The organism is Bradyrhizobium australiense, from assembly GCF_013114825.1.
GTDB lineage: Bacteria > Pseudomonadota > Alphaproteobacteria > Rhizobiales > Xanthobacteraceae > Bradyrhizobium > Bradyrhizobium australiense.
Window position 1 is genome coordinate 28,890 of sequence record NZ_JAAVLX010000012.1, and the last position, 20,816, is coordinate 49,705.

Annotated in this window: 20 protein-coding genes; 6 read left to right on the forward strand and 14 right to left on the reverse strand. The window is 58.8% G+C overall.

Annotated features, from left to right (window positions below; all coding sequences use genetic code 11):
* Window position 1: 1 nt before the first annotated feature.
* Window positions 2-493, reverse strand: a complete 492-nt coding sequence (locus tag HCN58_RS30370) for a hypothetical protein (protein ID WP_171583040.1) — start codon at window positions 491-493, stop codon at window positions 2-4.
* Window positions 494-1,910: 1,417 nt separating this feature from the next.
* Between HCN58_RS30370 and HCN58_RS30375 the strand changes: the two genes are divergently transcribed.
* The 3 genes from HCN58_RS30375 to HCN58_RS30385 all read left to right on the forward strand — a co-directional run bounded on the left by HCN58_RS30375 (window position 1,911) and on the right by HCN58_RS30385 (window position 4,765).
* Entirely contained in the window at window positions 1,911-2,600 is a 690-nt protein-coding gene (locus tag HCN58_RS30375; protein WP_171583041.1) for a response regulator, read from the forward strand.
* Between the two features lie 73 nt (window positions 2,601-2,673).
* Entirely contained in the window at window positions 2,674-4,089 is a 1,416-nt protein-coding gene (locus HCN58_RS30380; RefSeq protein ID WP_311966916.1) for a type II and III secretion system protein family protein, read from the forward strand.
* A 10-nt stretch (window positions 4,090-4,099) separates the two neighbouring features.
* A complete protein-coding gene (locus HCN58_RS30385) occupies window positions 4,100-4,765 on the forward strand; it encodes a CpaD family pilus assembly lipoprotein (RefSeq protein ID WP_171583042.1) in 666 nt (221 codons plus the stop codon).
* A gap of 41 nt (window positions 4,766-4,806) precedes the next feature.
* Here the strand turns inward: HCN58_RS30385 and HCN58_RS30390 are convergent, their stop codons facing one another.
* The 11 genes from HCN58_RS30390 to HCN58_RS30440 are packed head-to-tail and all read right to left on the reverse strand — an operon-like array spanning window position 4,807 to window position 13,238.
* Window positions 4,807-5,844 (reverse strand): EscU/YscU/HrcU family type III secretion system export apparatus switch protein, encoded by a 1,038-nt coding sequence (locus HCN58_RS30390; RefSeq protein WP_171583043.1) that lies wholly within the window; start codon window positions 5,842-5,844, stop codon window positions 4,807-4,809.
* Window positions 5,841-6,662, reverse strand: a complete 822-nt coding sequence (sctT, locus tag HCN58_RS30395) for a type III secretion system export apparatus subunit SctT (RefSeq protein ID WP_171583044.1) — start codon at window positions 6,660-6,662, stop codon at window positions 5,841-5,843. The genes HCN58_RS30390 and sctT overlap by 4 nt, the downstream gene beginning before the upstream one ends.
* The gene (locus HCN58_RS30400; protein ID WP_171583045.1) at window positions 6,663-6,947 is read right to left on the reverse strand and encodes a flagellar biosynthetic protein FliQ; all 285 of its coding nucleotides are present in this window, start codon (window positions 6,945-6,947) and stop codon (window positions 6,663-6,665) included.
* Window positions 6,948-6,949: 2 nt separating this feature from the next.
* Window positions 6,950-7,615, reverse strand: a complete 666-nt coding sequence (gene sctR / locus HCN58_RS30405) for a type III secretion system export apparatus subunit SctR (RefSeq protein ID WP_171583046.1) — start codon at window positions 7,613-7,615, stop codon at window positions 6,950-6,952.
* Window positions 7,608-8,726: a type III secretion system cytoplasmic ring protein SctQ gene (gene sctQ, locus HCN58_RS30410; protein WP_376701239.1), complete on the reverse strand. Its 1,119-nt coding sequence runs from the start codon at window positions 8,724-8,726 to the stop codon at window positions 7,608-7,610. Before sctQ ends, sctR begins: the two co-directional genes overlap by 8 nt.
* A gap of 10 nt (window positions 8,727-8,736) precedes the next feature.
* Entirely contained in the window at window positions 8,737-9,258 is a 522-nt protein-coding gene (locus tag HCN58_RS30415; protein WP_171583047.1) for a YscO family type III secretion system apparatus protein, read from the reverse strand.
* Complete coding sequence (sctN, locus tag HCN58_RS30420) at window positions 9,234-10,583, reverse strand: type III secretion system ATPase SctN (protein ID WP_311966903.1); 1,350 nt, start codon at window positions 10,581-10,583, stop codon at window positions 9,234-9,236. The genes HCN58_RS30415 and sctN overlap by 25 nt, the downstream gene beginning before the upstream one ends.
* Window positions 10,580-11,203, reverse strand: a complete 624-nt coding sequence (gene sctL / locus HCN58_RS30425) for a type III secretion system stator protein SctL (RefSeq protein ID WP_171583048.1) — start codon at window positions 11,201-11,203, stop codon at window positions 10,580-10,582. The genes sctN and sctL overlap by 4 nt, the downstream gene beginning before the upstream one ends.
* Entirely contained in the window at window positions 11,193-11,831 is a 639-nt protein-coding gene (locus tag HCN58_RS30430; protein ID WP_171583049.1) for a nodulation protein NolU, read from the reverse strand. Before HCN58_RS30430 ends, sctL begins: the two co-directional genes overlap by 11 nt.
* A 10-nt stretch (window positions 11,832-11,841) precedes the next feature.
* The gene (gene sctJ, locus HCN58_RS30435; RefSeq protein ID WP_376701236.1) at window positions 11,842-12,708 is read right to left on the reverse strand and encodes a type III secretion system inner membrane ring lipoprotein SctJ; all 867 of its coding nucleotides are present in this window, start codon (window positions 12,706-12,708) and stop codon (window positions 11,842-11,844) included.
* A 5-nt stretch (window positions 12,709-12,713) separates the two neighbouring features.
* Window positions 12,714-13,238 carry a nodulation protein NolB gene (locus tag HCN58_RS30440; RefSeq protein WP_311966904.1) on the reverse strand — a complete coding sequence of 175 codons (525 nt, stop codon included), beginning with the start codon at window positions 13,236-13,238 and terminating at the stop codon, window positions 12,714-12,716.
* Window positions 13,239-13,414: 176 nt separating this feature from the next.
* Between HCN58_RS30440 and HCN58_RS30445 the strand changes: the two genes are divergently transcribed.
* Window positions 13,415-14,110: a secretin N-terminal domain-containing protein gene (locus tag HCN58_RS30445; protein WP_171583050.1), complete on the forward strand. Its 696-nt coding sequence runs from the start codon at window positions 13,415-13,417 to the stop codon at window positions 14,108-14,110.
* A gap of 246 nt (window positions 14,111-14,356) precedes the next feature.
* On the forward strand, window positions 14,357-15,148 hold the full coding sequence (locus HCN58_RS30450; RefSeq protein ID WP_235984028.1) for a hypothetical protein: 792 nt from the start codon (window positions 14,357-14,359) through the stop codon (window positions 15,146-15,148).
* A 974-nt stretch (window positions 15,149-16,122) separates the two neighbouring features.
* Here HCN58_RS30450 and HCN58_RS30455 read toward each other — a convergent pair.
* Both HCN58_RS30455 and HCN58_RS30460 read right to left on the reverse strand, forming a co-directional pair.
* Window positions 16,123-17,547: a M16 family metallopeptidase gene (locus tag HCN58_RS30455; protein WP_311966905.1), complete on the reverse strand. Its 1,425-nt coding sequence runs from the start codon at window positions 17,545-17,547 to the stop codon at window positions 16,123-16,125.
* Window positions 17,544-18,878: a M16 family metallopeptidase gene (locus HCN58_RS30460; RefSeq protein WP_376701240.1), complete on the reverse strand. Its 1,335-nt coding sequence runs from the start codon at window positions 18,876-18,878 to the stop codon at window positions 17,544-17,546. Before HCN58_RS30460 ends, HCN58_RS30455 begins: the two co-directional genes overlap by 4 nt.
* A 1,198-nt stretch (window positions 18,879-20,076) precedes the next feature.
* Between HCN58_RS30460 and HCN58_RS30465 the strand changes: the two genes are divergently transcribed.
* On the forward strand, window positions 20,077-20,286 hold the full coding sequence (locus HCN58_RS30465; protein ID WP_171583052.1) for a hypothetical protein: 210 nt from the start codon (window positions 20,077-20,079) through the stop codon (window positions 20,284-20,286).
* Window positions 20,287-20,816 lie beyond the last annotated feature (530 nt).

The window sequence follows — 20,816 nt, forward strand, 5'->3', positions numbered from 1 at the left end:
GCTAGACTTCGTTCTCTATCTCGATCTCTTGGTTGATCACAGCGCTCTCCACAAAATTGCCGAGCATCTGAGCCGTCGAGTTATAGATCGATGGCGCATCATCAGACGCACGCAAGGTGAGGACAAATGCCACCTGTTGCGCGCCGACATCGCTGTTTGTCTGCCACCCGAATTGATATAGGTCACGTGCGTACACCCGCGCGTAAAGCCGGAGCTGATTGCCGGAGAAAGCCAGACCCCCACCTTTCGAAAAATCTCGGCAATGTCTGCGCACGGGCTGCCACTTCTTCAAGTTCTCACGAGCATCGCTCTCCGTGAGGGTCGACTCCATCATCGATCCTAACAGCGACTTCCACTCGTCCTGCTTCACTGGGTATTGGAGTGAAGTTTCAACCCGCGTAGCGAAGTAATTCGCGTCCGCAAAGGGCGACACGACGGGCTTGAGCACCGCCGTGAGAGTAGCGCGCCCCAATAATTTGCCATTGTGAACCATCTCGGGCGGAATCGGGATACCGGACCAATAGTAAGAAACGCCCGGCTGCAGCTGCGCAGTCCACGTTAGCGCAACGGTCCCGGGCGCACAGGACCAGGGCATGGTGCCTTGATAAGGAGTGCCCCACCCCAGCTGCGGGTGGTGCTCATCAAGCTCGCTCGCGCTTACCAAAAGCGCCTTAACCAGATCAGGGGTTGGATTGCGGAGATTGGCGAACGTATGTGCCGCGAGCGACGAGACGAGCGCGGTACTGGCCGGTCAGGACCCGGCACAGTTCTCGGTCTGGCAAGAGAAGAACTCGCCCGACAAGGAGGTGTTGAGCAGTCATCCGCGCTCAAGCCCTCAAAGCCGTGGCCTGAGAACGACGCTTACCTTGAATTCATACGGAGCGTCAGATTGTACTGTTTCCGACACAGGTCACGACAATACTCCCAGAGCAGACCGACATCCTGACAGCGACGTAGCGTCGATTGGGCATTGGAGATCCCGCAGAGGCTGCCCCAACGCGCACTCGCATCACGGCGATGCGCAGGGGTTCCGAGTCGCTCCAAGAGAATAGGATTGATGGAGCGGGAAGCTTGCTTTTAACTTATTGCCCGTTGAGCGAATTGAACTGAATTCGCGCGTGCGAGGTTGTTGCTGAGATCGTAGCGCAACGTCACGAAACCAAAGTAATTCAGTCTTCATCTCGCAATTGCCGCCTTGGAGTGATCAGCCGTACTGAACCTGTCTTGCATCATGATAGGTGTCGGTCTTCCGTCCAGATCACAACGAATCGTGAGTCTCGACGTCAGCGGGGCTCTCTGATTCTCATAAGATGTTCGGGTTCCCGTAAGATGCTTTGCTGTTTTGATGCGTCGCGGTGCTTTTTATCCAATTTCCCAGGGGGCTGGCTCAGCAAGCCTGCGATCTTTCGAATATTCACGAAACGAGCTCTCGAAGGGACTTGAATCGCACGTAGCGTCAGATTGTAGGGTTTCCGACATCAGTCGCGACAATGCGTCGTGCGCAACACTTCCTGACAGGTAGCAAGAATTGCGAATGTCTCTAACCCGCAGGGCCACGCCGCCCGACCCCGTCACGCTCCTCGATCAGTCCACCCGAAGGCCTGTTGGCAGCGTAGCCTACGCGCCGGACCGGGTACCGGCGCCAGCCAAGTTGAGGCTGCAACAGCACGAGAAGCTCGATAGCGGTACTCGCTGTCTTCGCGTTCCCGTTGTCGGATGGGAAGCGAATGATGACCGGAAGCACTGCCGAGATTGGCGCGAAGATGCACGAGGGTCCTGCCACCGCGCTCAATGCTCTGACTGATTCTGGCCCGATTCCCCAGATTCCGCCGCCGTTCGTCCCGAGAGGTGGAATGCATTCATGGTCGACGGTGATCTGCTTGGTAGTTTTGGCATGAAGAGGCAATGAAATGCGAACGCTACTGGTTGATCATGATGCGCACCTTGCGCGCGCTGTGCAAGGAGCGCTCTCGGATTGCGGTTTTGCCGTTGATGTGGCGAGCACTCTGGATGAGGCGACGACCGCTCTGGACTACGCCAAGTACGACATTCTCCTGCTCGAGTTGGCTCTACCGGATGGAAACGGCCTGGACTGGCTGAAGCGGTTGAGACGCGACGGATATTTGATGCCTGCCATGGTGATGAGCAGCCGCGATGATCTGGGTAAGCGGATCGCCATTTTCAATGGTGGTGCAGACGATTTTCTGCCGAAGCCCGTGTCTACTGATGAACTCATCGCTCGGATGCGAGCCATTCTGAGGCGATCAACGCAAATGACAGCCCCCGTCGTTGTGTTTGGTAATCTAAAATTCGATCCGATCGCCCGGCAAGTTTCAGTTGGTGGTCGGCCGCAAAAGATTGCACGCCGCGAAGTGTGCATTCTTGAGCTTCTGCTCAGCCGCGCAGGCCGCGCCGTGCCACGCGCCTCGCTGGAGGATAGCCTCTATGCGTTTGACAACGAGGTCTCTACCAATGCGCTTGAAGTCGCAATCTATCGCTTGCGCGGTCATTTGAATCAGTCCGGTGCTACGCTACGGATCACGACCGTACGCGGCATCGGCTATATCCTTGAATTGAATAGCGCGGCATCGGCCGCGTAGTCGATCGAACTTGAAAGCAAAGACTACCTTGAAGATCGCTCTTGATAATGAGGATGGCAGCGATCGACGCTCGATCGTCGCTAGCGGCCTGTGGTCTGCCGTTTGTCCTTCTCTTTCCCACCTCCTGTGCGCGGTCGCTTTGCTATCACCACTAGCTGCCGCAGCTCAGACGACGCGGGACGCTAGAGGAGGCCCGCCGCGCGCGGCTCCTAGCAGCATCAACGGGACGCTGGACCTTTCCTCCTCGCTCGGCAAGACAATTCATCTGCCCGGGCCGGCGGCGAGCATCTTTGTCGCCGACCCGACGATCGCGGATTATCAAGCGCCATCGAATACGACCATCTTCGTCTTTGGCAAGAAGTCCGGACGGACCAGCCTGTTCGCTTTGAACGACAATGGGGAAGCTCTCGCCGAGTTGCGTGTTGTCGTCACGCAGCCGATCGAGGATTTGCGCGCCATGCTGAAGGCCCAGGTCGGCGACTATCCGATCCAAGTCAGCTATACCCCCCGCGGCGCGATCCTTAACGGTACGGCTCCCAATGCCGATATCGTCGCCACTGCCGTGAGAGTCACAGAGCAGTTTCTCGGTCCGGGTGCGCTGGTCGTCAATAAAATTCAGGTCGCCGGCTCGTTACAGGTCAATCTGAGCGTTCGCGTAGCGGAGGTCTCACGCAGCGCCATGAAGGAGCTCGGCATCAACCTCTCCGCTTTGGGCCAGAATGGCACTTTTTTCTTTAGCAGCGGCAAAGGTGCTGGTTCCGGCACGGCTAGCGGCGGCGGCAAGGCAGGTATCGGCTTCAGCGCCGGTAGTATCAACGTCGGCGCTGTTCTCGACGCGCTCGCCAGCGAGCACCTCGCTTCCGTGCTGGCTGAACCGAATCTCACCGCAATGTCTGGTGAGTCCGCGAGCTTCCTTGCGGGCGGCGAATTTCCAATTCCGGTCATGCAGGACAACCGACAGGTTTCGGTCCAATTTCGTCACTTTGGAGTGAGCCTCGACTTCGTCCCGACCGTTCTTAACAACAACCAAATCAATGTCCGCGTGAAACCTGAGGTCAGCGAGATTTCGAAAGAAGGCGAGGTCAAAGTGAACGGTATGGCCGTGCCTGCCCTCTCTACGAGGCGTGCGGAGACCGTTATCGAGCTTGGGAGCGGACAAAGCTTTGCAATAGGCGGGCTAATCAGGCGTAACTTCAGCACGGATATTAGGACTTTTCCTTGGTTAGGCGACCTTCCGATTCTCGGTGCACTGTTTCGCTCTTCGTCCTTTCAAAAGCAGGAGACGGAGCTCGTTATTATTGTCACGCCTTACATTGTCCGGCCAGCATCGAATCCGAACCGGATGAGCGCCCCCGCCGACCGCATCGGACCGCCCTCAGATATGGGGCGCACCTTGACGAACACGTTGGCAAGCCCGCCGCGAGGCCGCGACGCTCCGCGCACCAGTGTACCAGGCGCGACAGGCGGCGCCGGCTTTATTATCGAATAAGGATCGTCGAATGACTTTACGAGCCCTGCCCCATCTGGTCGTTCTGATGGCGAGCCTAGGCGGCTGCACAAGCACTGCTCCGGTCAACACCGGGGCGGCTGAACAAGCAACCATGGTGCAGCAGCAGAACAGTGTCTTGGTGCTGCAGAGCCTTCGTGGCCTCGAGCGGTATCGGCTGAGGGATTTCATTGCTGGCGCCAGCCGCGGTCGGTTTGATGCGCTCCATCTCGATATCACCGGCTCGCCCCGGCTCGCCGCGCAGGCAGCCAGCGAGGCCCGCGCAATGGGCGTCGCGCCTTACAACGTCCGCCTGTTCGGCCGTCGCATCGACCGGCCTGTCGGCTTCGCGGTGCGAATCGAGGCCATTGTCTATGAAGCACGTCCTCCCGTCTGTCCGTCCCTTTCGATCATTGGTCCCTCGGTTAACGATAATTCGTTCGACCAGACACTAGGCTGCTCAATCCGCAACAATCTGGGAATCATGGTCAACGATCCGGGCGACCTGCTGGACAATAGAGCTGTCATGGCAACAAAAGGCGATCGTGCCGCCATTCCTGTTGCCACATATGGGTCCATGGGACGGCGCAACAAGAGTGACTTGGAAGATGGAATTGCCAACAGGTCCTCGCCAGAAGCCGGGTCAACGGCAACGAGGGATATACAGTCGCCTCGATAGTGCGCGCCGGATGGCGCAATCATTGCTGCCATAAGCAATATCTAGACCAGCCCGGCGGAATAGAGTGCTCTCGCAACCCCTTCAAAGCACTTCCCAGGAACGGCGTTGCCCAGCATGGCATTCCGGATGAGCTGACGCGCCAGGGCCCGGTCCTGAACAATGCTGAGGCGCAGCGACTGCGCCTCAGCAAGCAGTCGTGAGGCAAGTTCGCCCTCACCACGGCAAACTACGATCGGCACGCCGGTCTCGCCACGAATGTAGCGAAGCCCAATCAAGATCGCTTGTCCTGTCACTATCAATGTAGCGCGATGCACGCCAAGCGGAGGCTCGTTCGCCGTCTCCTGTCGAAGGCGACGGTGTTCTCGTTTGACCTGCGGATTGCCCTGCTGTTCTTTGGACTCGCGCTTGGCCTCGGTCTCCGTCATGCGCATATCCTGTAAAAACAACCAGCGCTGGATAAGAAGATCGGCCAATCCGGCGATCAGAAAAGCACCGGCAGCAATTTCGGTCAGCAATTTGATCTCAGTGAACACGAAGCTGAGACACCCCATACCGCAGGTTGGCAAGTATACCAGCGCCCTCCAACTCGCGATAACGGGGAGTAGCAAGCTTGCGCCGAGAACGCACAGCTTAAGAAGCGATTTCGAGAGTTCAATGAGCGACCTCTTAGACGCAATCCGCTTGAGCCCCTTCATGGGATCCAATTTTTCGAATTTCGGCTTTAAGGACTCGAAAGAGACGTTTAATCCACCATTGGCTAGGACTCCCGCTAGAATGCCAGCGGCAACACCGGCCCCGAGGAATGGACCAACGGCCGCAAGAAACAGTTCGATCAACCCGCCAAGCGCCTGCTGGACCGCGCTCGTGAAAGGCTGCCCCTGCAGTTTGTCGATTAGCCGTACCGTTTCGTGCCACTTGGCCTCAATGAGGCCCGCTCTTAACCAGAGGCAGCCGAAACCGGCGCAAACGCTGACTGCGCTGACCAAATCGGCGCTGCGCGGACTCTGCCCTTTCTTGCGCGCATCTTTTAGTTTCTTGGGAGTGGGAGGGAGCTTCTTCTCTTCGCTCGAGCCACTCATTTAAGGAGCTTCTCGAACAACTCGAGCACGGTGTTGGACTGACTGATTTCCGATCCCATATATTCGACGAGGAAGGTGGCGTAACTTACCATGATTATCCCATACGCCAGGTTCTTCATGGTGGGAGAGACATCGTTCAGTTTGAGTTGCGGCGCAAACCGCCCGAGTATCATGACCGACACATCAAGTAGCAGCAGGAATGCCAACACCGGGCCAGAGACCAGTAGCGCCGTATACATGATGTGACCGAGAAGCCCCAGAAATGCCATCGCGCCTTGCACGGTCAAGCTAGGCATCAGCCGATACACAGGCCAGATCAAATAGCTGCCATAAAGGCCCCTAATCATATTCTCCAATCCCCCGGCTAGAACGAAAATCGCAATCGCAGTGGTAGCGAGTAAAACCGCCGTCGCCGAAGCCTGGCCACGCGTGGTTGGATCATCGGAAGCAACAGGGTTCGTAATCCCCCGTTGGGTATCGATGATCTCACCCACGGCCTGGATGCTCCATAACGGAATACTGAGCAAAAAGCCGATGAGCAGACCGACGAACACCTCCTTCAAACCGAGCAGCGTGACACTGATCAGTCGTGAGCCCTGATCCAACGACTGCAAGCCGTGCCTGATCTGCAACAGGCATGGCAGTCCCATCGCAAAGGTCACGCAGCCGCGGATCAGCCCGCTAATGCGCGGCAGCGTAAATACGGGAAGGACCAACATAATGCCAAGGGCGCGGGCTGCCGCGAGCCCACCTGCAAGCACGAGTTGGACCGCCTCCTGGATCAGAGTTTGCGTTTCGGTGAGTGAGGGGACGTTCATCTAACGTCGACTAATACTTGCTGTGAGTGCGGGAAAGTCAGTAAATACCTGCTCTGCTTCCTTGATCAGCGCGGCGCTGAGCACTGGAGAGAACAAAACGATCACCGCGACAACGACCAGAAGCTTCACAGTCAGTGGCAACGTTTGATCCTGAAGCTGCGTTGCCGCTTGGATGATGCCGACGACCAAGCCGACAACGACCGCCGCGATAAGCGTAGGCAGAACCCAGATCATGAAGAGCACAAGTGACCGGCTCATATGAGTGAGAATGCTCGCCTCATCCATGCTCAGCCTCCCGCTGTTGTGTAGCTGAGCACCAGCCCGTGCATGAGCCGCGACCAGCCGTCGATTGAGACGAATAGGAACAGCTTAAAAGGCACGGATATCACCGTTGGCGAAACCATCGACATACCCATGGCCATCAAGATGGTCGTTACAATCAGATCGATGGTGATAAAGGGCAGATAGAGAAGAAAACCAATTTCGAATCCACGCTTGAGTTCCGAAATTAGGAAAGATGGCACCAGAATGACCAGGTCATCGGCGCTCACGTTGCCGCGCATGTCCTCGGGCCAGACCTGTTCGGTTGAAGCCAAGAAGAAACGGCGCTGCTCGTCAGCGGTGAACTTCTTCAGATGCCCGCGCAGCGGCTCCTGCGCCTCCTTTGCGGCGCTCAGCCAATCGTCGACCGCTTGGTAGCGGAGTTGTGGCGCAGAAAGGCGATTATAGGTCTGTTCAATCACTGGCGCGCTAATGAAAACTGTCAGGATCAGCGCCGCCCCGTATAGAACGAGGTTCGGTGGGATAGATTGAGTCCCGAGCGCGTTGCGAACGAGGAAGAGCACGACGGATACTTTTATGAACGCTGTGCTTGTTACGACTAGAAACGCCAGCAGGCCAAGGCCGGCTGTGAGCGCAAGAAGACCAAGAATTCCCGGTTGAATGTCAGTCATTGACGGCCAACCTGCCCCGCAACCTGACGCCGAGCTCCGCGCCGATGCTTACGATGTCCCCGCGGCCTATGCGGCGGCCGTTAGCAAGGATATCAACCGGTCCGTCGAGCGGCCGGCCAAGTTCGAACACATGTCCCTCGCTGATATCCCTCAAGGCTCCGAGTGCGACAGTCCAGCGGCCGCATTCGAAAACAAGAGTAATCTCGATGTTGTCGAGATCACCTTCAGAGGGCGGCCGGGGTTTTTCGGATTGGGTCATCATATGTGCACACTCCAGGGGATGTGGTTGGAGGCGGAATGCCCCCCGTACGATCAAGCGATCCTCTGCAACGTGTGCCGGAGCCCATAAGGTTCCCGTGTTGAGGATGGCTTGGCCACGGGCGAAGGGTATTACGTCCGGCAATAGAGCGTCTCCTGCATTTGCTTTCCGTAGCAACGCGACTGTCGCATGGAGCGAGCCGATCTCTCCCTTAACGATGACAGGCAATTCTGAGGGAAGCTGGCGATCCTCTCGCGGCAGCTGCCTGAGCAGTCCGCCTAACGCCCGAAACGCGGGTGGAACTGAACCATCGAGAGAAGAGAACAGGAACAGGCGCGCATTGCCCTTGAATGGGCCGTAGGTGATTTCGAGCTCCAGATAAGGGCCTCGAGCCGTCGCTTCGCTCAAACAGATCAGCTGCAACTTCTGTTGCGTCAGAACCTCTAGTTGATTGAGCAACGGATCGAGTGCAAATTCGACGAGGAGCGAACGAGTGGGCTCGGCAGGTAGGCCAAGCCCACTTTGCACCGTCGCGATCAGCCCTTCTACAACCGGACGGGCCAAGGATAAGATGATTGTTTCATGGCCAATGGCCCAAACGCAGTCGAGCATCGATACCGCACACGGCTCCGGCTCCCAGACAAGCCGTTCCATCCGCACGGATAGCGGCTTATCAATTAGACGGCTTTGCAGAGGCTTGCGAGCGGCAGCGATCTCGTTGAGCCAGGAGACGACGGCAGGGGACAGGGTTAGCGCCGGTCTAAATCCCGATTGTTCGCCCGGAGCCGTAGTCGCAGGCCCGTCGACAAGACAAGGCGCCGCTTTCTCGAGCATAAGAGAAGAAGCCATCAGAGTTCAGTCGCTAGCCTTGAGTACGCGAACCACTGCCATACCGAAGCAAAACCTCATCATCGGCCTCTATCTCGGCTTCCGCCTCTGAATGGGCATCACTCGCGCGCTGAACGTCGCCTTCAATTTGCTGCCATTTGTGACTCGCAGCTGAGCACTTGGTCAAAGTAGTCCTCGCCTCGAAGACCGCTGTCTCGGCCCGCTCTTGAGCGGCGCGCGCTTCCTCAAGCGTTCGGCGTGCTCCTGCGATCTCAGCTTTGAGCCGTCCAATGACGATGTGACAGCGACGATCGAGCTCTTCGACAGATAGCGAATCAGAAGATGCCAGTTCTCGGTAAAGCTCCGCTTCGAGCGCCGCTTGGCTTTTTTCGGCCGTTGCAAGATCCCGGACAGCTTGTTCCACCGCTTGAAGCGCACTGCGGCGCTGGGCCTCCATGTTGGACACCTCACGAAGGGCGCTCCGCTGTCTCATATCCTTCACTAGCCGCAATTTCGAGGCATGGACACGATTCACGCGGTCAGACGTGACATCCATGTGACCGTCTCCTCAAAGCTTGACGCCTCGTCTCCGCCCTGACGCAGGAATTTCCGCAACTCCTCGATCGAGTTGATTGCCCGGTCTGTCAGAGGATCACTGCCTTGCTTATATTCGCCAACCTTCACCAAGAACTCGGCCTCGGCGTAGCGGGAGAGCAGATCACGGAAGAAGGAAGCCGCCTTTCGATGCGATACAGAGACGACCGCATTCATCACGCGGCTGCGGCTTGACAATACGTCAATAGCTGGAAAATGCTCGCGTGCAGCCAAAAGGCGTGAGAGAACAACGTGGCCATCAAGGATGCCTCGTGATTCTTCGGCGATTGGATCACCCGAGCCGTCGCCTTCGACAAGCACAGTATAGAAGGCCGTGATTGAGCCGCGCTCGCCCATGCCGGCACGCTCCAACAGGCCAGGAAGCATCGCAAAAACCGATGGCGGAAAGCCGCGCCGCGTCGGCGGCTCTCCTGCGGCAAGGCCAATTTCGCGCATGGCGCGGCTAAAGCGCGTCAATGAGTCCATCATCAGGACGACACGAAGTCCTTCATCACGAAAATATTCGGCGAGTGCCGTCGCCATGTAAGCGCATTGCGCTCGCTCCATTGCCGAGCGGTCGGAGGTCTCAACAACAACCACGGTGCGGCGAAGCGCTGCCTCACCAAGGTGCTGCTCGATGAATTCCCGCACTTCACGACCGCGCTCACCGATCAACGCGACTATGGTGGCGTCGGCAGCCGCGCCTTTTACGATCTGCGATAGGAGCGTCGACTTACCGCACCCTGGGTCTCCGTAGATGCCGATCCGCTGCCCCTCGCCGCATGTCAGAAGCCCATCCAAGACACGGACGCCGAGTGGGAATGATCGCTCGATACCGCGCCTTGTCATTGGGTTGGGAGCCTTACCGCGCAGTGGACGAGTTTGAGCGGCGTTGATTGGACCCTTTCCGTCGATTGGCCGGCCGAAGCTGTCGATCACCCTGCCAAGCAAATCGGGGCCGACCGGAACTTCATGCATTCGTCCGGTCGCGACCACTTCTGCTCGGCTGGACAAGCCCGCCATATCACCAATTGGAGTGAGCAATACCCCATCTTGCGATAGGCCGATCACCTCGGCCTCGAGCGACCATCCGGTGCGAGGATCCTGCAACAGGCAAAGCTCCCCTATACGCGCCTCTGGCAAGACGGCGTGGAGCAAGGTGCCGACCGCCCGTGTGATCCGCCCTCGTACAGCACGCGTGTCGATATGCTTTGCTGTAGATTTCAGAGACGATAGCGCGGCGTGCAGATTCCTCTCTCCCGCCGCATGGGTTGCTGATGTGGTCACGGTCTGTCTTCCTTTGAAGGCAAACCCAGGCCAAGGCGTAGAGCTCGGAGCTGCGCGGCAACTCCAATGTCCACATTGCCAAATTCGCTCCACAACACGCACTGCTCTGTCGTTAGAGCCGGATCCGGATCAACCCGCACTTTCGGCCGGCCCTCCTGTCCATCGCACGTAGCGAACTCGCGCGCCAGCGCATCGGCTTTCAGAGGAGAGACATGAAGGCAAATTTCCGCGCTACCATATTTTTGCTCGATCGCGTGACGAACGGTCCTCACCAGCAGCTCGCCTGGATCAAACGCGCCCAGCAGATCGCTCACGATCTCCATGACGAGCTGCGGCAACTCCTGCTCCAGAATGGCTTTTCGCTGCGCAAGTGCGGAAGTAGCCTGTGCGATCAGCCGAGACATTTCTTCGGCGCCGCTCTTGAAGCCGTCCTCACGGCCGCGCGCTCGCTCCCGCTTATAAGCTGTTAATCCCCAGCCGCGAACGCGTTGCAGATGCCGCTCGGCAGCCGCGCGCGCTTCTACGGCATCGCACCAGATTCCCATCTCGGCAGCCGATATGAGAGGCCCGAGCGGCCGTATCTCGGGGGCCACCGGCAGCGCTGGGTCATCAGCTGTCATGCCGTGGCGTCTCCCTCAACAAATGGGCTATCACCAAGGAAAGCACTGGGCCCGCGGCATTGCGGTGTTCGGCCGCTGGATTCTCGGCAGCAGTGCCCATGGGCAAGCGTAACAACACGCGCGTGCGATCAAGTGCCGAGGCTTCGTCGAGCCAAGCACCTAAGCAGGCATAGCCATCGTGTTCAATCTGCTGCGAAAGCTGCTCCGGATCAGCGGTAGCGGTGATTGCGACCGCGCTGGCCAAGTTCCGGATACCGAAAGCGTGCGCTTCTGCCCCGATACGGTCGAGCAGAATCGCGAGATGCTGCTTTGAGACGAGCTTTAGGAGCGAGCGAGCATGCCAGATACTGCCGGCAAGCAAAGCAGCCCTATTCGGATCATGGCCGAGCAGAAGATCGTCTCCCCAGTTACGGCCGTTGGAGTCCATTTTATTACCAAGCAGCATTTCAGCAAGTCTTACCTGCAGCCTCGAGTTCTTCTGTAACCGCACCAAGGTCGAAGCCGACAGCCGGCCGTCAAGGCGTGCAGCAAATCGGGTCAGATGGGTAGAAGCAGCAAGCTCGCGCAGACCTTCAGAGGGCGATTCGGACCACGTATGAGAACCGGCGGATGGCAGCGGCATGGGCATTTGCTCACTCCTATGCCTTGTCGGAAGCGATCTTTTTACTGGGAGGCAGGATAGCCGGCGTGTTCGAACGGATACCAAATCTGGATCGCGCGCGCGACGGCTGGGCGCGCTGACGCATAAGAGAGCCCAGGAATATGTAGCACAGAAGGCCAACGGCAGCGCCACCTCCCCCGATAGCGGCCGCAAGCAGCGGGTCTGAAATGGATTTTGTCGACCGAGCGGACGCAGCTGGCGGGGCCGGCTGCTCAAGCGGAGCCCGCTCAACCGGCACAAAGACCACCGCCACCTTGTCATAGGATAGGCCCTCGATGCTGTTGGCGACCAGCATCTTAATCTGCGGTAGCAGGAGCGAGAGCTTTGCATTGGAGTTATGTCGAACGAACACCGACGCTGAGGACGGCATCGTGTCCTGGCGCAATAGATCATTTTTCGGCAAAACAACGTGGACACGCGCGGATATGACGCCGTCGATATCGCTAATCGTGCGCGACAATTCTTCGCTCAGGGCATAAACGTAGCGGGCGCGCTCCTCGATCGGCGAGGCAACCAGGCCCGATCCCTTGAACACCTCGCCGAGGTTCTTGAAAGGCTGGCGTGGCAACCCTTCGAGATTTAGTAGCTCAATCGAATAGGCTAGCTGTTTCTGCTCGACCTGGATCGTGCTGGTCCCGTCCTTGGCAGTAACACGGACCGCATCGACGCCCCTGCTAAGCAGGAGAGCAAGCATCTCATTGGCCTCGCGCTCCTGCACTTTGGTGTAGAGATCGGCCTTACAGCCAATCAAGGGGAGGAGAAGCGATAGCACGGCAAAAACACGCAACCGCCGACCGGACAGGCGGGCATTGCCGTTTTGTCCATAGATGAAACCAGACGTCAACGAACTCAGCCCGCCGATAGTAATTTGTTCAAAGATGAGCTGACGGCACTGGTACTCTTGGACACAAGCGAAACCTCGACGACACCCTTGTAAACGTCCCGCAGACCCCTAACCATCGCGTCGAAGTCGAGCACCCCTTCCGGCTTGCCCGCGGGGTTCATCCCGACTAGCTGCGACCGAGAAAGCGGCTGAGCGGCCGGCCCAGGTTGAACGGCCTTCGAAATGGCCGCCACACCGCCGCTCGTTACAGAAGGAACGGGGTTGCCCCGATACATCGAAGAGAGAGCCTGGAGCACGCGCTCGCCAGGCGGGCTAGCCTGCACTGTTGCACGCTGAACCTCTGACACAGCAGGAACGGACGCTGCCCTATCCGTGACTGAGGAGGCAGCGTCTGATGTCGAAGCGACATGCAAAAGGGTCTGCTGAAACTGGCTCTGCTGGCCGATGGCTGCCGGCTGGCAGAGCCCGGATAGACCGTCGGCAGGGTTCAGAGAGATCGGCGTAGCGCCTAGCATGATCGAAGGTGTCATTGGTTTGGCGGCGATGAGAGTCGCCGTTGTTAAGAATTGATGGTCAATACCGTAACGAGGCGAGCTGACCGCAAGCTGACGAACACGCGAGCCATTAAGGCCATTTTAAAGATCACGTTTGGCTTCCAATTTAGGTGAACCCTTAATACTTGTTCTCAGGCCGAAGGGACTTGGGAATGCTAAGCCGACGCACGATCCTGAACGTTTTGAACCGAGTTGCGGGCGCAGGAGTTTTCCTTTGCACCGCACTCACGGCGTTTGCGGCTCCGCTCTCGCTGCCTTCGGCACCTTATAGCTACACGGTTCTGGATCAGGACCTGTCTGCCGCACTGCTGGAATTCGGCAACAACCTCAATATCAGAGTAAACGTAAGCGCCGAGGTGAAGGGTCGGATTCGCGGGCGCATGCCAGATCTGCCACCGCGCGAGTTCCTCGATCGTTTGACCAATCTCTATAATCTTCAATGGTACTACGATGGGCTCGTGCTGTATGTATCTGCTGCAAATGAAGCGCAAAGTCGTCTGCTTGTGTTGAAGCCGATCAGCTTCGATGCATTCAAAGCAGCCCTCGATGCACTCAACATTTCCGACGAGCGCTATCTTGTGAGACCGGCACCAGGAGATGGCCTCGTCCTGGTTTCTGGTCCACCACGTTTCATCGCGCTCTTGGAGCAAACGCTCAACGGCCTTGTAGCGGAGGCGCAGACGCGGCCGCACGCTGCCGTCGAAAAGCGGCCGCGGGAATCGGTCCTGAAGTTATTTCGTGGCTCCTCAACCACGGTCGTTCGCGATGGACGACCGGAAGCTCCCTATTCTTCCGACGCGCCGCGTCAGGACAGCATCGTGCGCGATCCTGCGCCAAGCCAGAGATGAATTGAAAATGCGCGGCAGCTTTCGGCGGAGGTCAATGCCGTCTCCATTGGCTCATTGCGAATCCTTTTGACGCTCGTCAGCTTCTCGAAAGCTCACGCTCTTAGCATGAGAGAGCGGATGTCTAGACGGCGATGCGCCTATCCATCGTTATGGAGATGCACGTCGGGCACCCGATGCTCTGCCGGCAGCTCGGAGGCTGCACTCCACACGAGCCTTCGAAACGGTTCTCTGGAGGTCGCAATGCAAATGGCCCTCGTCGAACTATGGCTCGAGCCAATCTTTCAAAGGAGGAACAGGATGGATTTCAACTCAATCAGCCCAACGAACACAAGCCCGCAGCCCGATTCACCATCGCCGCCCGCGGGCCCAGCGAGCTTTGAGCACCAGCTGCGCGAGTTCGAAGATAGTGCTCCGCCACCTGCTGCGGGGTCTCCCGTGCAGCAGGGCGAAGCCTATTCGCCATATCTGGATGCCGGGCATCCCTATTCGCAATATTTGGAGTCGGGGCATCCCTTTTCATCACTGTTGGATTGGGACGATGATCTATATGCGCCGGCTGCGCCCTCCTTGGTGGCCGCCAGAGAAAGCTCTCCGCAGCCCGGCTCGCAGCAGCCGATTGCTCACGCGATCGCGGAACTCCCAGAGTTTGATCCTGATTTGATTTGGCAGAATGTGGAAGCCGGGCCATCGCAGGCTGGACCATCGCAAGCTGGACCGTCTCAGGCCGGACCTTCGCAAGCCGGGCCGTCCTCGTCCGCCGGGGCTGCGCTGTTGGAACTCACAAATTTCATTCCCGAAAACGAGCGTCTCATAGCCGACCACTGGGTCTTCTTTCCCCATACGGCCTCGGATGCCCAGATCAACATACTAAGGAGGGCCGGCCTCTTGCCTAGCAATACCTCCCGGACCACAACTTTCACCATGCTGGGTATGCCCAAAACAGCCGAATTTCGACAAGAGGGGTCCGTTCGTATCAAACCGTCGATGGACGCAGGCCTTAGGCCTGGACAATCGCACGGCAACGCGCCCACCGGGTAAGCATTCCATAGCCCAGCCCGCGGAGCGGACATACTCGCGCCGCCAGCAGACCTTCGCGACGTCGCCGACGGCATCAGCACTTGGCGACGTCCTTTCCGGCCGGCGTCGACTATCTTGGCCATCTTGGCCTCCCGCCAAGATGAGTGTACTCAATCGATTAGTTATGCGTCCTTTCAGGCATTGGCGGCTTAACGGAATACCAAGAGTCCACACGACCTAGCCGCAGGATCCGTGCCCACGTCACTGTATCGTCTCGGCCGTGCGAAGCTTAGAGCGACGAGCGAGCATCTTCGGTCTAACTTGTATGGGCCGGCAGGAACGTGCCTCATCGTTCGATGCTGTGCTTTTCCCTCGAACCTCAGATGGCGGCTCGAATTTAACCGACCATGCCGGCGTGAGCACTTGCTCGATGCGCCGAGTGTGGCACCGACACGACCATAGTCGAAATGAGTGACCCCGTCTGGCGCACGGCAAGAATTCGTTGCTATTGACGACATCGCCGCGACCCAACCCAACCGTGCCTTGAAACAGGCCAGCGTGTGGCCGTGCGGGCCAACGCAGGGCCCGATGACGAAAACGTCGGGAACTGCTTTGAGTTTTGCGCTCACGACAATGCCGGAAACGGCAAGACAGGTGTTGTACCGTCCGAGGCAGCGCCCCCGGTATCCAATGCGAGCCAAAAAACGCAGTGCTCTCTCTGCCAGTTTTGGCCGATCTGACCTCCAGCCAGGAACGCAGGGGGTGACGACGACTCACCGTAAATCGACCGACATAAGGATCACTAAACGATCACCGGCCGTCGCCGGCTCCGACGTGCCCGCCGATATATCCTCTCGTCCGGCTCCGACAGTGCCGTTCGGACCTTTACTGCCGGCCCGAGATCCGTCGCATTGACGGCACCGCTTGCCACGACCGCAGCTATCGCGGCGCCCAAAAAAGAAGCTCAAGTCGCATGTCACCTCACCTACACAAAGTTAATTCGGTGTTGCCGGCGTTGCGGCTGATGGCGTGTCGCCTGGCTGTACTGCCGCTGGCGGCGGCGTCGTGGGCGATGGCGCGGTGGTCGACCGGGCTGCGGCCAGTGGGGAGCGGCCGACGATGACGGTGAGCAGACCCTGGCCCCACAGCCGCTGCGCCGCCTTGCCGGCATCCTCCAGCGTCACCGCATCGACGAGCGCGCTATGCTTCTCGATATAATCGATCGGCAGCTTGTCGAGCTGATACTGCAGCAGCGCCCGCGCAAGGTTTGACGAGGTATCGAGCGCCAGCATCTGCGAGCCCTTCAGGTACGACTTGGCGTTATCGAGTTCCTGCCGGGTCGGGCCCTCCTCGGCCATGCGGCGGACCTGCTTCTCGACCTCCTCGACCGTCTCGCTGGCGTGATCGGCCCGGGTGCCGGTATTGCCGACAAACACGGCGGAATGATCCATCCACAAGAGCGTCTCATGGACGGAATAGGCTAGCCCGCGCTTCTCGCGGACTTCGCGGAATAGCCGCGACGCCAGCCCGCCGCCACCGAGAATTTGGTTGACGACATAGGCGGCCATGAAATCCGGCTCGCTGCGGCGGACGCCAGCACCGCCGAAGGTCACGACCGTTTGCGGCACGTCGAGCGGAATGAAGACGCACTGCGGCGCCTTTGCCGCGACCACATCGGCTACCTGTGTCAACTCCGCCTTGGCCGGCAGGCTACCAAACGTCTTGTCGAGCAGTCTAGCAAGCGTCTCTGGATCGACGTCACCCACCACCGCGATCTTGAGCGTGTCCTTTGCGATCACGCGGCGGACATAGTCCTTCAAGTCGGCGACGTCGATCTTCGGCACGCTCTCGACGGTGCCTCCGGCCTGGCGGGCATAAGGATGATCGTCGAAGGCGACTTCGAAGAATTTGCGATTGGCGAGCGTTGATGGATTGGTGGAGTCACGCCGAAGGTTCGCGAGCACCGCGGCGCGGATCCGTTCGACATCGGGCGTATCGAAATGCGCCGAGGTCAGCGCCATCCGCAGCAAATCGAAAGCCTCGTCCTTGTTGTCCTTGAGCATGCGCAAAGAGCCGCGGAACTGGTCGCGCCTCGAGGTAAAGCTCAGCTTAATGGCGCGGCGGTCGAGCCGCTCGTGAAAGGTCTCGAAGTCGAGATCGCCGGCCCCTTCATCGAGCAGGCTGGCAACCATGTGGCCGACGCCGGGCTTGTCGGTAGGGTCCTGGGTCGCTCCGCCGTCGAAGGCATATTTCATCGCGATCAGCGGGACGGTGGCGTCCTGGACGAACCAGGCTTCGATGCCGCCGGGCGAGACCAGGCGCTGAATCCTGGTCGCGGCAAACAATGGTGCAGAGCCGAGCGTCGCTATCGCGAGCGAGGCCCCACTGAGGACGGCACGGCGTGTGAAGGAATAGGTCACGAGCGCTTCTCCTCGCCTTTGGCCGCAGAATCCTTGATCAGATAGCCCGTTACCGAACGTTTCTTGTCGAGCCATCCCTGCGCGGCCTTGCGCACCTGCTCGGCCGTGACGGCGCGGATGCGGTCAGGCCAACTTCGGATATCGTCAACGCTGCGCCCCGTCGTGAGCCCGCGGCCATACAGGACCGCAAGCATTACCTGATCGTCCTGAGCGTAGATCGCTTCCGCAATCAGCTGGGTCTTGACGCGCTCGAGATCCTCGGCGCGTGCGGGATTTTGCGCGAGGTCGACGATCACCTTGTCGATGGCGTCCTCGATCTCGACGAAGTGGACGCCGGGTTTCGGCGTGGCCGAAATCATGAATTGCGAGGGATCGAGCGAGGTGCCGTGGTAGCTCGCGCCAGTGCTGATGGCGAGCTGCTTGTCGATGACCAGCACACGGTAGAGATAGGAGTTGGTGCCGCCGCCCATCACTTGGGCGAGCACGTCGAGCGCAGGGCTCTCGCCTGCGGCCGCGGTCGAAGCCGATGGCACGAGATAATAGCGGCGCCAGGTGGGCTGCTCGACGCGGGGATCGGAGAGCGTCACGGTGCGGGGTGCCGCGGGCGTCGGCTCCTGTGGCCGCACGCGCTTCGTGGGGATCGCGGGCTGCGCAGGAATGTCGCCAAAATTCTTTTCCACCATCGGGCGGATTTCCTTTGGATCGACGTCGCCCGCGATGATCAGGATCGCGTTGTTCGGCGCGTAGAAGCGCTTGTAAAACGCGAGCGCGTCCTCGCGGTCGAGCTTTTCGATCTCCTGGCGCCAGCCGAGATTGGGGCGGCCGTAGGGGTGGTTGAGGTAAAGCGCCGCCCTGATCTGCTCGGTGAACCGCCTATCGGGATTGTTGGCGACGCTCCTATTGAATTCCTCCAGCACGACGTCGCGCTCGGACAGCACGTTCTCGTCTTTGAGAATGAGACCGGTCATCCGGTCCGCCTCGAGTTCCATCATTCTAGCCAGCTGATCGCGCGGCACGCGCTGGAAATAGCTGGTGTAGTCCATCGAGGTGATGGCGTTCTCGTTGCCGCCGACGCACAGCACGGTCCGGGAGAATTCGCCGGGCGGATGCTTGGCTGTGCCCTTGAACATCAGGTGTTCGAAGAAATGCGCAAGCCCCGATTTGCCCGGCGTGTCGTCGGCGGAGCCGACCTTATACCATATCATCTGCGTCACGATCGGCGTGCGATGATCAGGGATCACCACCACCTGCAGGCCGTTGGCAAGCGTAAAGCTTGCTGGTCGTTCCGAGGTGACTGTGATCTGGGCAAGCACGCTCCTGTTTTCAGGAATGTGGCTAGGATTGCTGCTATTATCCTTTTTGTATTCAACTTTGTGTTCGACCGCCAGCGCGGTGCGCGTCATTAAGGCCATTGCAACAGTGGCCGTGCCTAGCACCTTGGTTGTCACGGAACTCCAATTCTTCATGCCATGCCTTTGGTCGCATCGAGATCCACATTCTGCAGCGGACGATCCCGACAAAGCAGGGGCGCCGCACGCCGCTGGCAAGCAGTGGAGCAAAAGCCGGGCCAATCGCCTAATGCTTCCGCGCACGAGCCGCCGCGCGCGCAGCTGGAAGCAAAACGAAGCGCGTCGCCTGCTTTCTCTCCGAAAGCTAAAGCGGCATTTGTTTGGTATCTGCCAACATGTTGCGGACGCGACGTTGCACACGAAAACGCACGACAACTCGCTGCCTCGCGTTCGCCTAAATCCTGCGACGCCACATGCCGCAGGCCTGATCTCGCGCCAGAAGCACTGCTCCACCGTTTCGCGGCCACGCCGGCGCCGGCCACGAAACATCCAAAGCTTGTCGCGGCGCCGCCGCAGCAGGAATACCCGGCCGCGCTTCGAAGCGACGAACTTTGGTCCAAGCGGGTTCGCGACAAGAAGATCATGTGGAAGGTTTCAGGCCCGGCGAATTGATCCACCGCTTATCCTGTTTCTCACAACGCCTTGACTTCAAGGCAGCTCGCCCTCGAGCCCGGGGCCAATTCGTCATTTCAAGCGCTGCTTCAGCGACCCGCGAGATTGTCGCGTTCGGCCTCCCCGGTATCACAAACCTGTTTCATTGGCCGTCTCCGGCAATGATGACGAACGCGCAATTCGTTTTTTGCTCGACCGTGCTCCACGGGTTCACGCAGCGTGTCGACCTCCATCGTCTTCTTGGCCTACAACTTCGTAGGTGCTTGAACGCCTCAGTCAAGTCGGACACCCCTCCCTGCCGAGAGCTGCTGCCCTGCAGGAGCGTTTTTAATGGACAGGCCTTTCGGATTGCCGGCGTGCTAGCGTCCACCGAGACCATCTTGCCCGGCGCAACACTCTTCCTCGACCAGCACTAGCGTTTCTTCGGCAGACCACCAACGCCGCAGCTGACGGAAACGTCAATGCGGTCTCCAATGGCTCATCATGAACGCCGTGAGCCTCGTCAGCTTCTCGAAAGCTAACCTTGCTAGCATGAGAGGGTGGGTTATCTATAGGCGGTGTTACGAACATGAACGCAGGTGCACCTAATATCGGAGCAGCGGGAGGCAATAACGGCGCGAATTTTGATGGAGCCGAGGGGGCCGATGAGGCCAACTCGCAGGCCATGCAACAACGTAAGGCTTTCGAAATGGCTCTTGGCATGCTCGCAATGCGAATTGTCAGCGATGCGCAAGCCGATCTAGACTCTGCCATGGACGACACAGAAGAGGATGTTTGATTAGGCCCTGTCGAGTCGGAAGCAACGAGCGGCAAATGGCACATCCATACAACGATGATAAGAGAGGAAGGAGAGGCACTTCTCGGCAGCCGGAGGATTCGCACCCCAATGGTGCCTGGTCGTTCAGACAGGTTGCGGTAAGCTTGGCGTGACAGTTCTGAGGTTGTTTTCGCTTCGGGTCACTCCGGTCATCGGTATCTCGGAGGACGTCGGGCTCACATATCGAACGGGCTCGCCTTGCTTCAGGCAATCGCCGTCACAATGTGTCTTATAGGAGTGAGAGACCACACAGGTCTTCCTGTCCCCGCGCACTGCTAGCGGCTGGTGACGCGCCTAACGACTCGGCGCGTCGCTCTTGGCTGCAAATACGATAGATCGCGCATTGCGGCCGCGTGGTATTTGCCGCCCACCCCGGGGGGCGAGGCGTGTCCCCTCTTGTCAATCGACCTTACAATGGACGTACTGGCAGAAGCCTGCGCAATGTCGACTCGAGTTGGATCAGCTCTCGCTGCTCGAGACGCCCCACTCAT

Excerpts from the sequence above, each read along its gene's own strand:
- HCN58_RS30370 (WP_171583040.1), bottom strand. The coding sequence starts at position 493 with ATGGTTCACAATGGCAAATTATTGGGGCGCGCTACTCTCACGGCGGTG.
- HCN58_RS30390 (WP_171583043.1), bottom strand. The coding sequence starts at position 5,844 with ATGAGTGGCTCGAGCGAAGAGAAGAAGCTCCCTCCCACTCCCAAGAAA.
- HCN58_RS30450 (WP_235984028.1), top strand. The coding sequence starts at position 14,357 with ATGGCCCTCGTCGAACTATGGCTCGAGCCAATCTTTCAAAGGAGGAAC.
- HCN58_RS30465 (WP_171583052.1), top strand. The coding sequence starts at position 20,077 with ATGAACGCAGGTGCACCTAATATCGGAGCAGCGGGAGGCAATAACGGC.
- sctL (WP_171583048.1), bottom strand. The coding sequence starts at position 11,203 with ATGACAGCTGATGACCCAGCGCTGCCGGTGGCCCCCGAGATACGGCCG.
- HCN58_RS30430 (WP_171583049.1), bottom strand. The coding sequence starts at position 11,831 with ATGCCCATGCCGCTGCCATCCGCCGGTTCTCATACGTGGTCCGAATCG.
- HCN58_RS30385 (WP_171583042.1), top strand. The coding sequence starts at position 4,100 with ATGACTTTACGAGCCCTGCCCCATCTGGTCGTTCTGATGGCGAGCCTA.
- HCN58_RS30445 (WP_171583050.1), top strand. The coding sequence starts at position 13,415 with ATGCTAAGCCGACGCACGATCCTGAACGTTTTGAACCGAGTTGCGGGC.
- HCN58_RS30415 (WP_171583047.1), bottom strand. The coding sequence starts at position 9,258 with ATGGATGTCACGTCTGACCGCGTGAATCGTGTCCATGCCTCGAAATTG.
- HCN58_RS30400 (WP_171583045.1), bottom strand. The coding sequence starts at position 6,947 with ATGGATGAGGCGAGCATTCTCACTCATATGAGCCGGTCACTTGTGCTC.
- sctR (WP_171583046.1), bottom strand. The coding sequence starts at position 7,615 with ATGACTGACATTCAACCGGGAATTCTTGGTCTTCTTGCGCTCACAGCC.
- HCN58_RS30375 (WP_171583041.1), top strand. The coding sequence starts at position 1,911 with ATGCGAACGCTACTGGTTGATCATGATGCGCACCTTGCGCGCGCTGTG.
- sctT (WP_171583044.1), bottom strand. The coding sequence starts at position 6,662 with ATGAACGTCCCCTCACTCACCGAAACGCAAACTCTGATCCAGGAGGCG.
- HCN58_RS30440 (WP_311966904.1), bottom strand. The coding sequence starts at position 13,238 with ATGACACCTTCGATCATGCTAGGCGCTACGCCGATCTCTCTGAACCCT.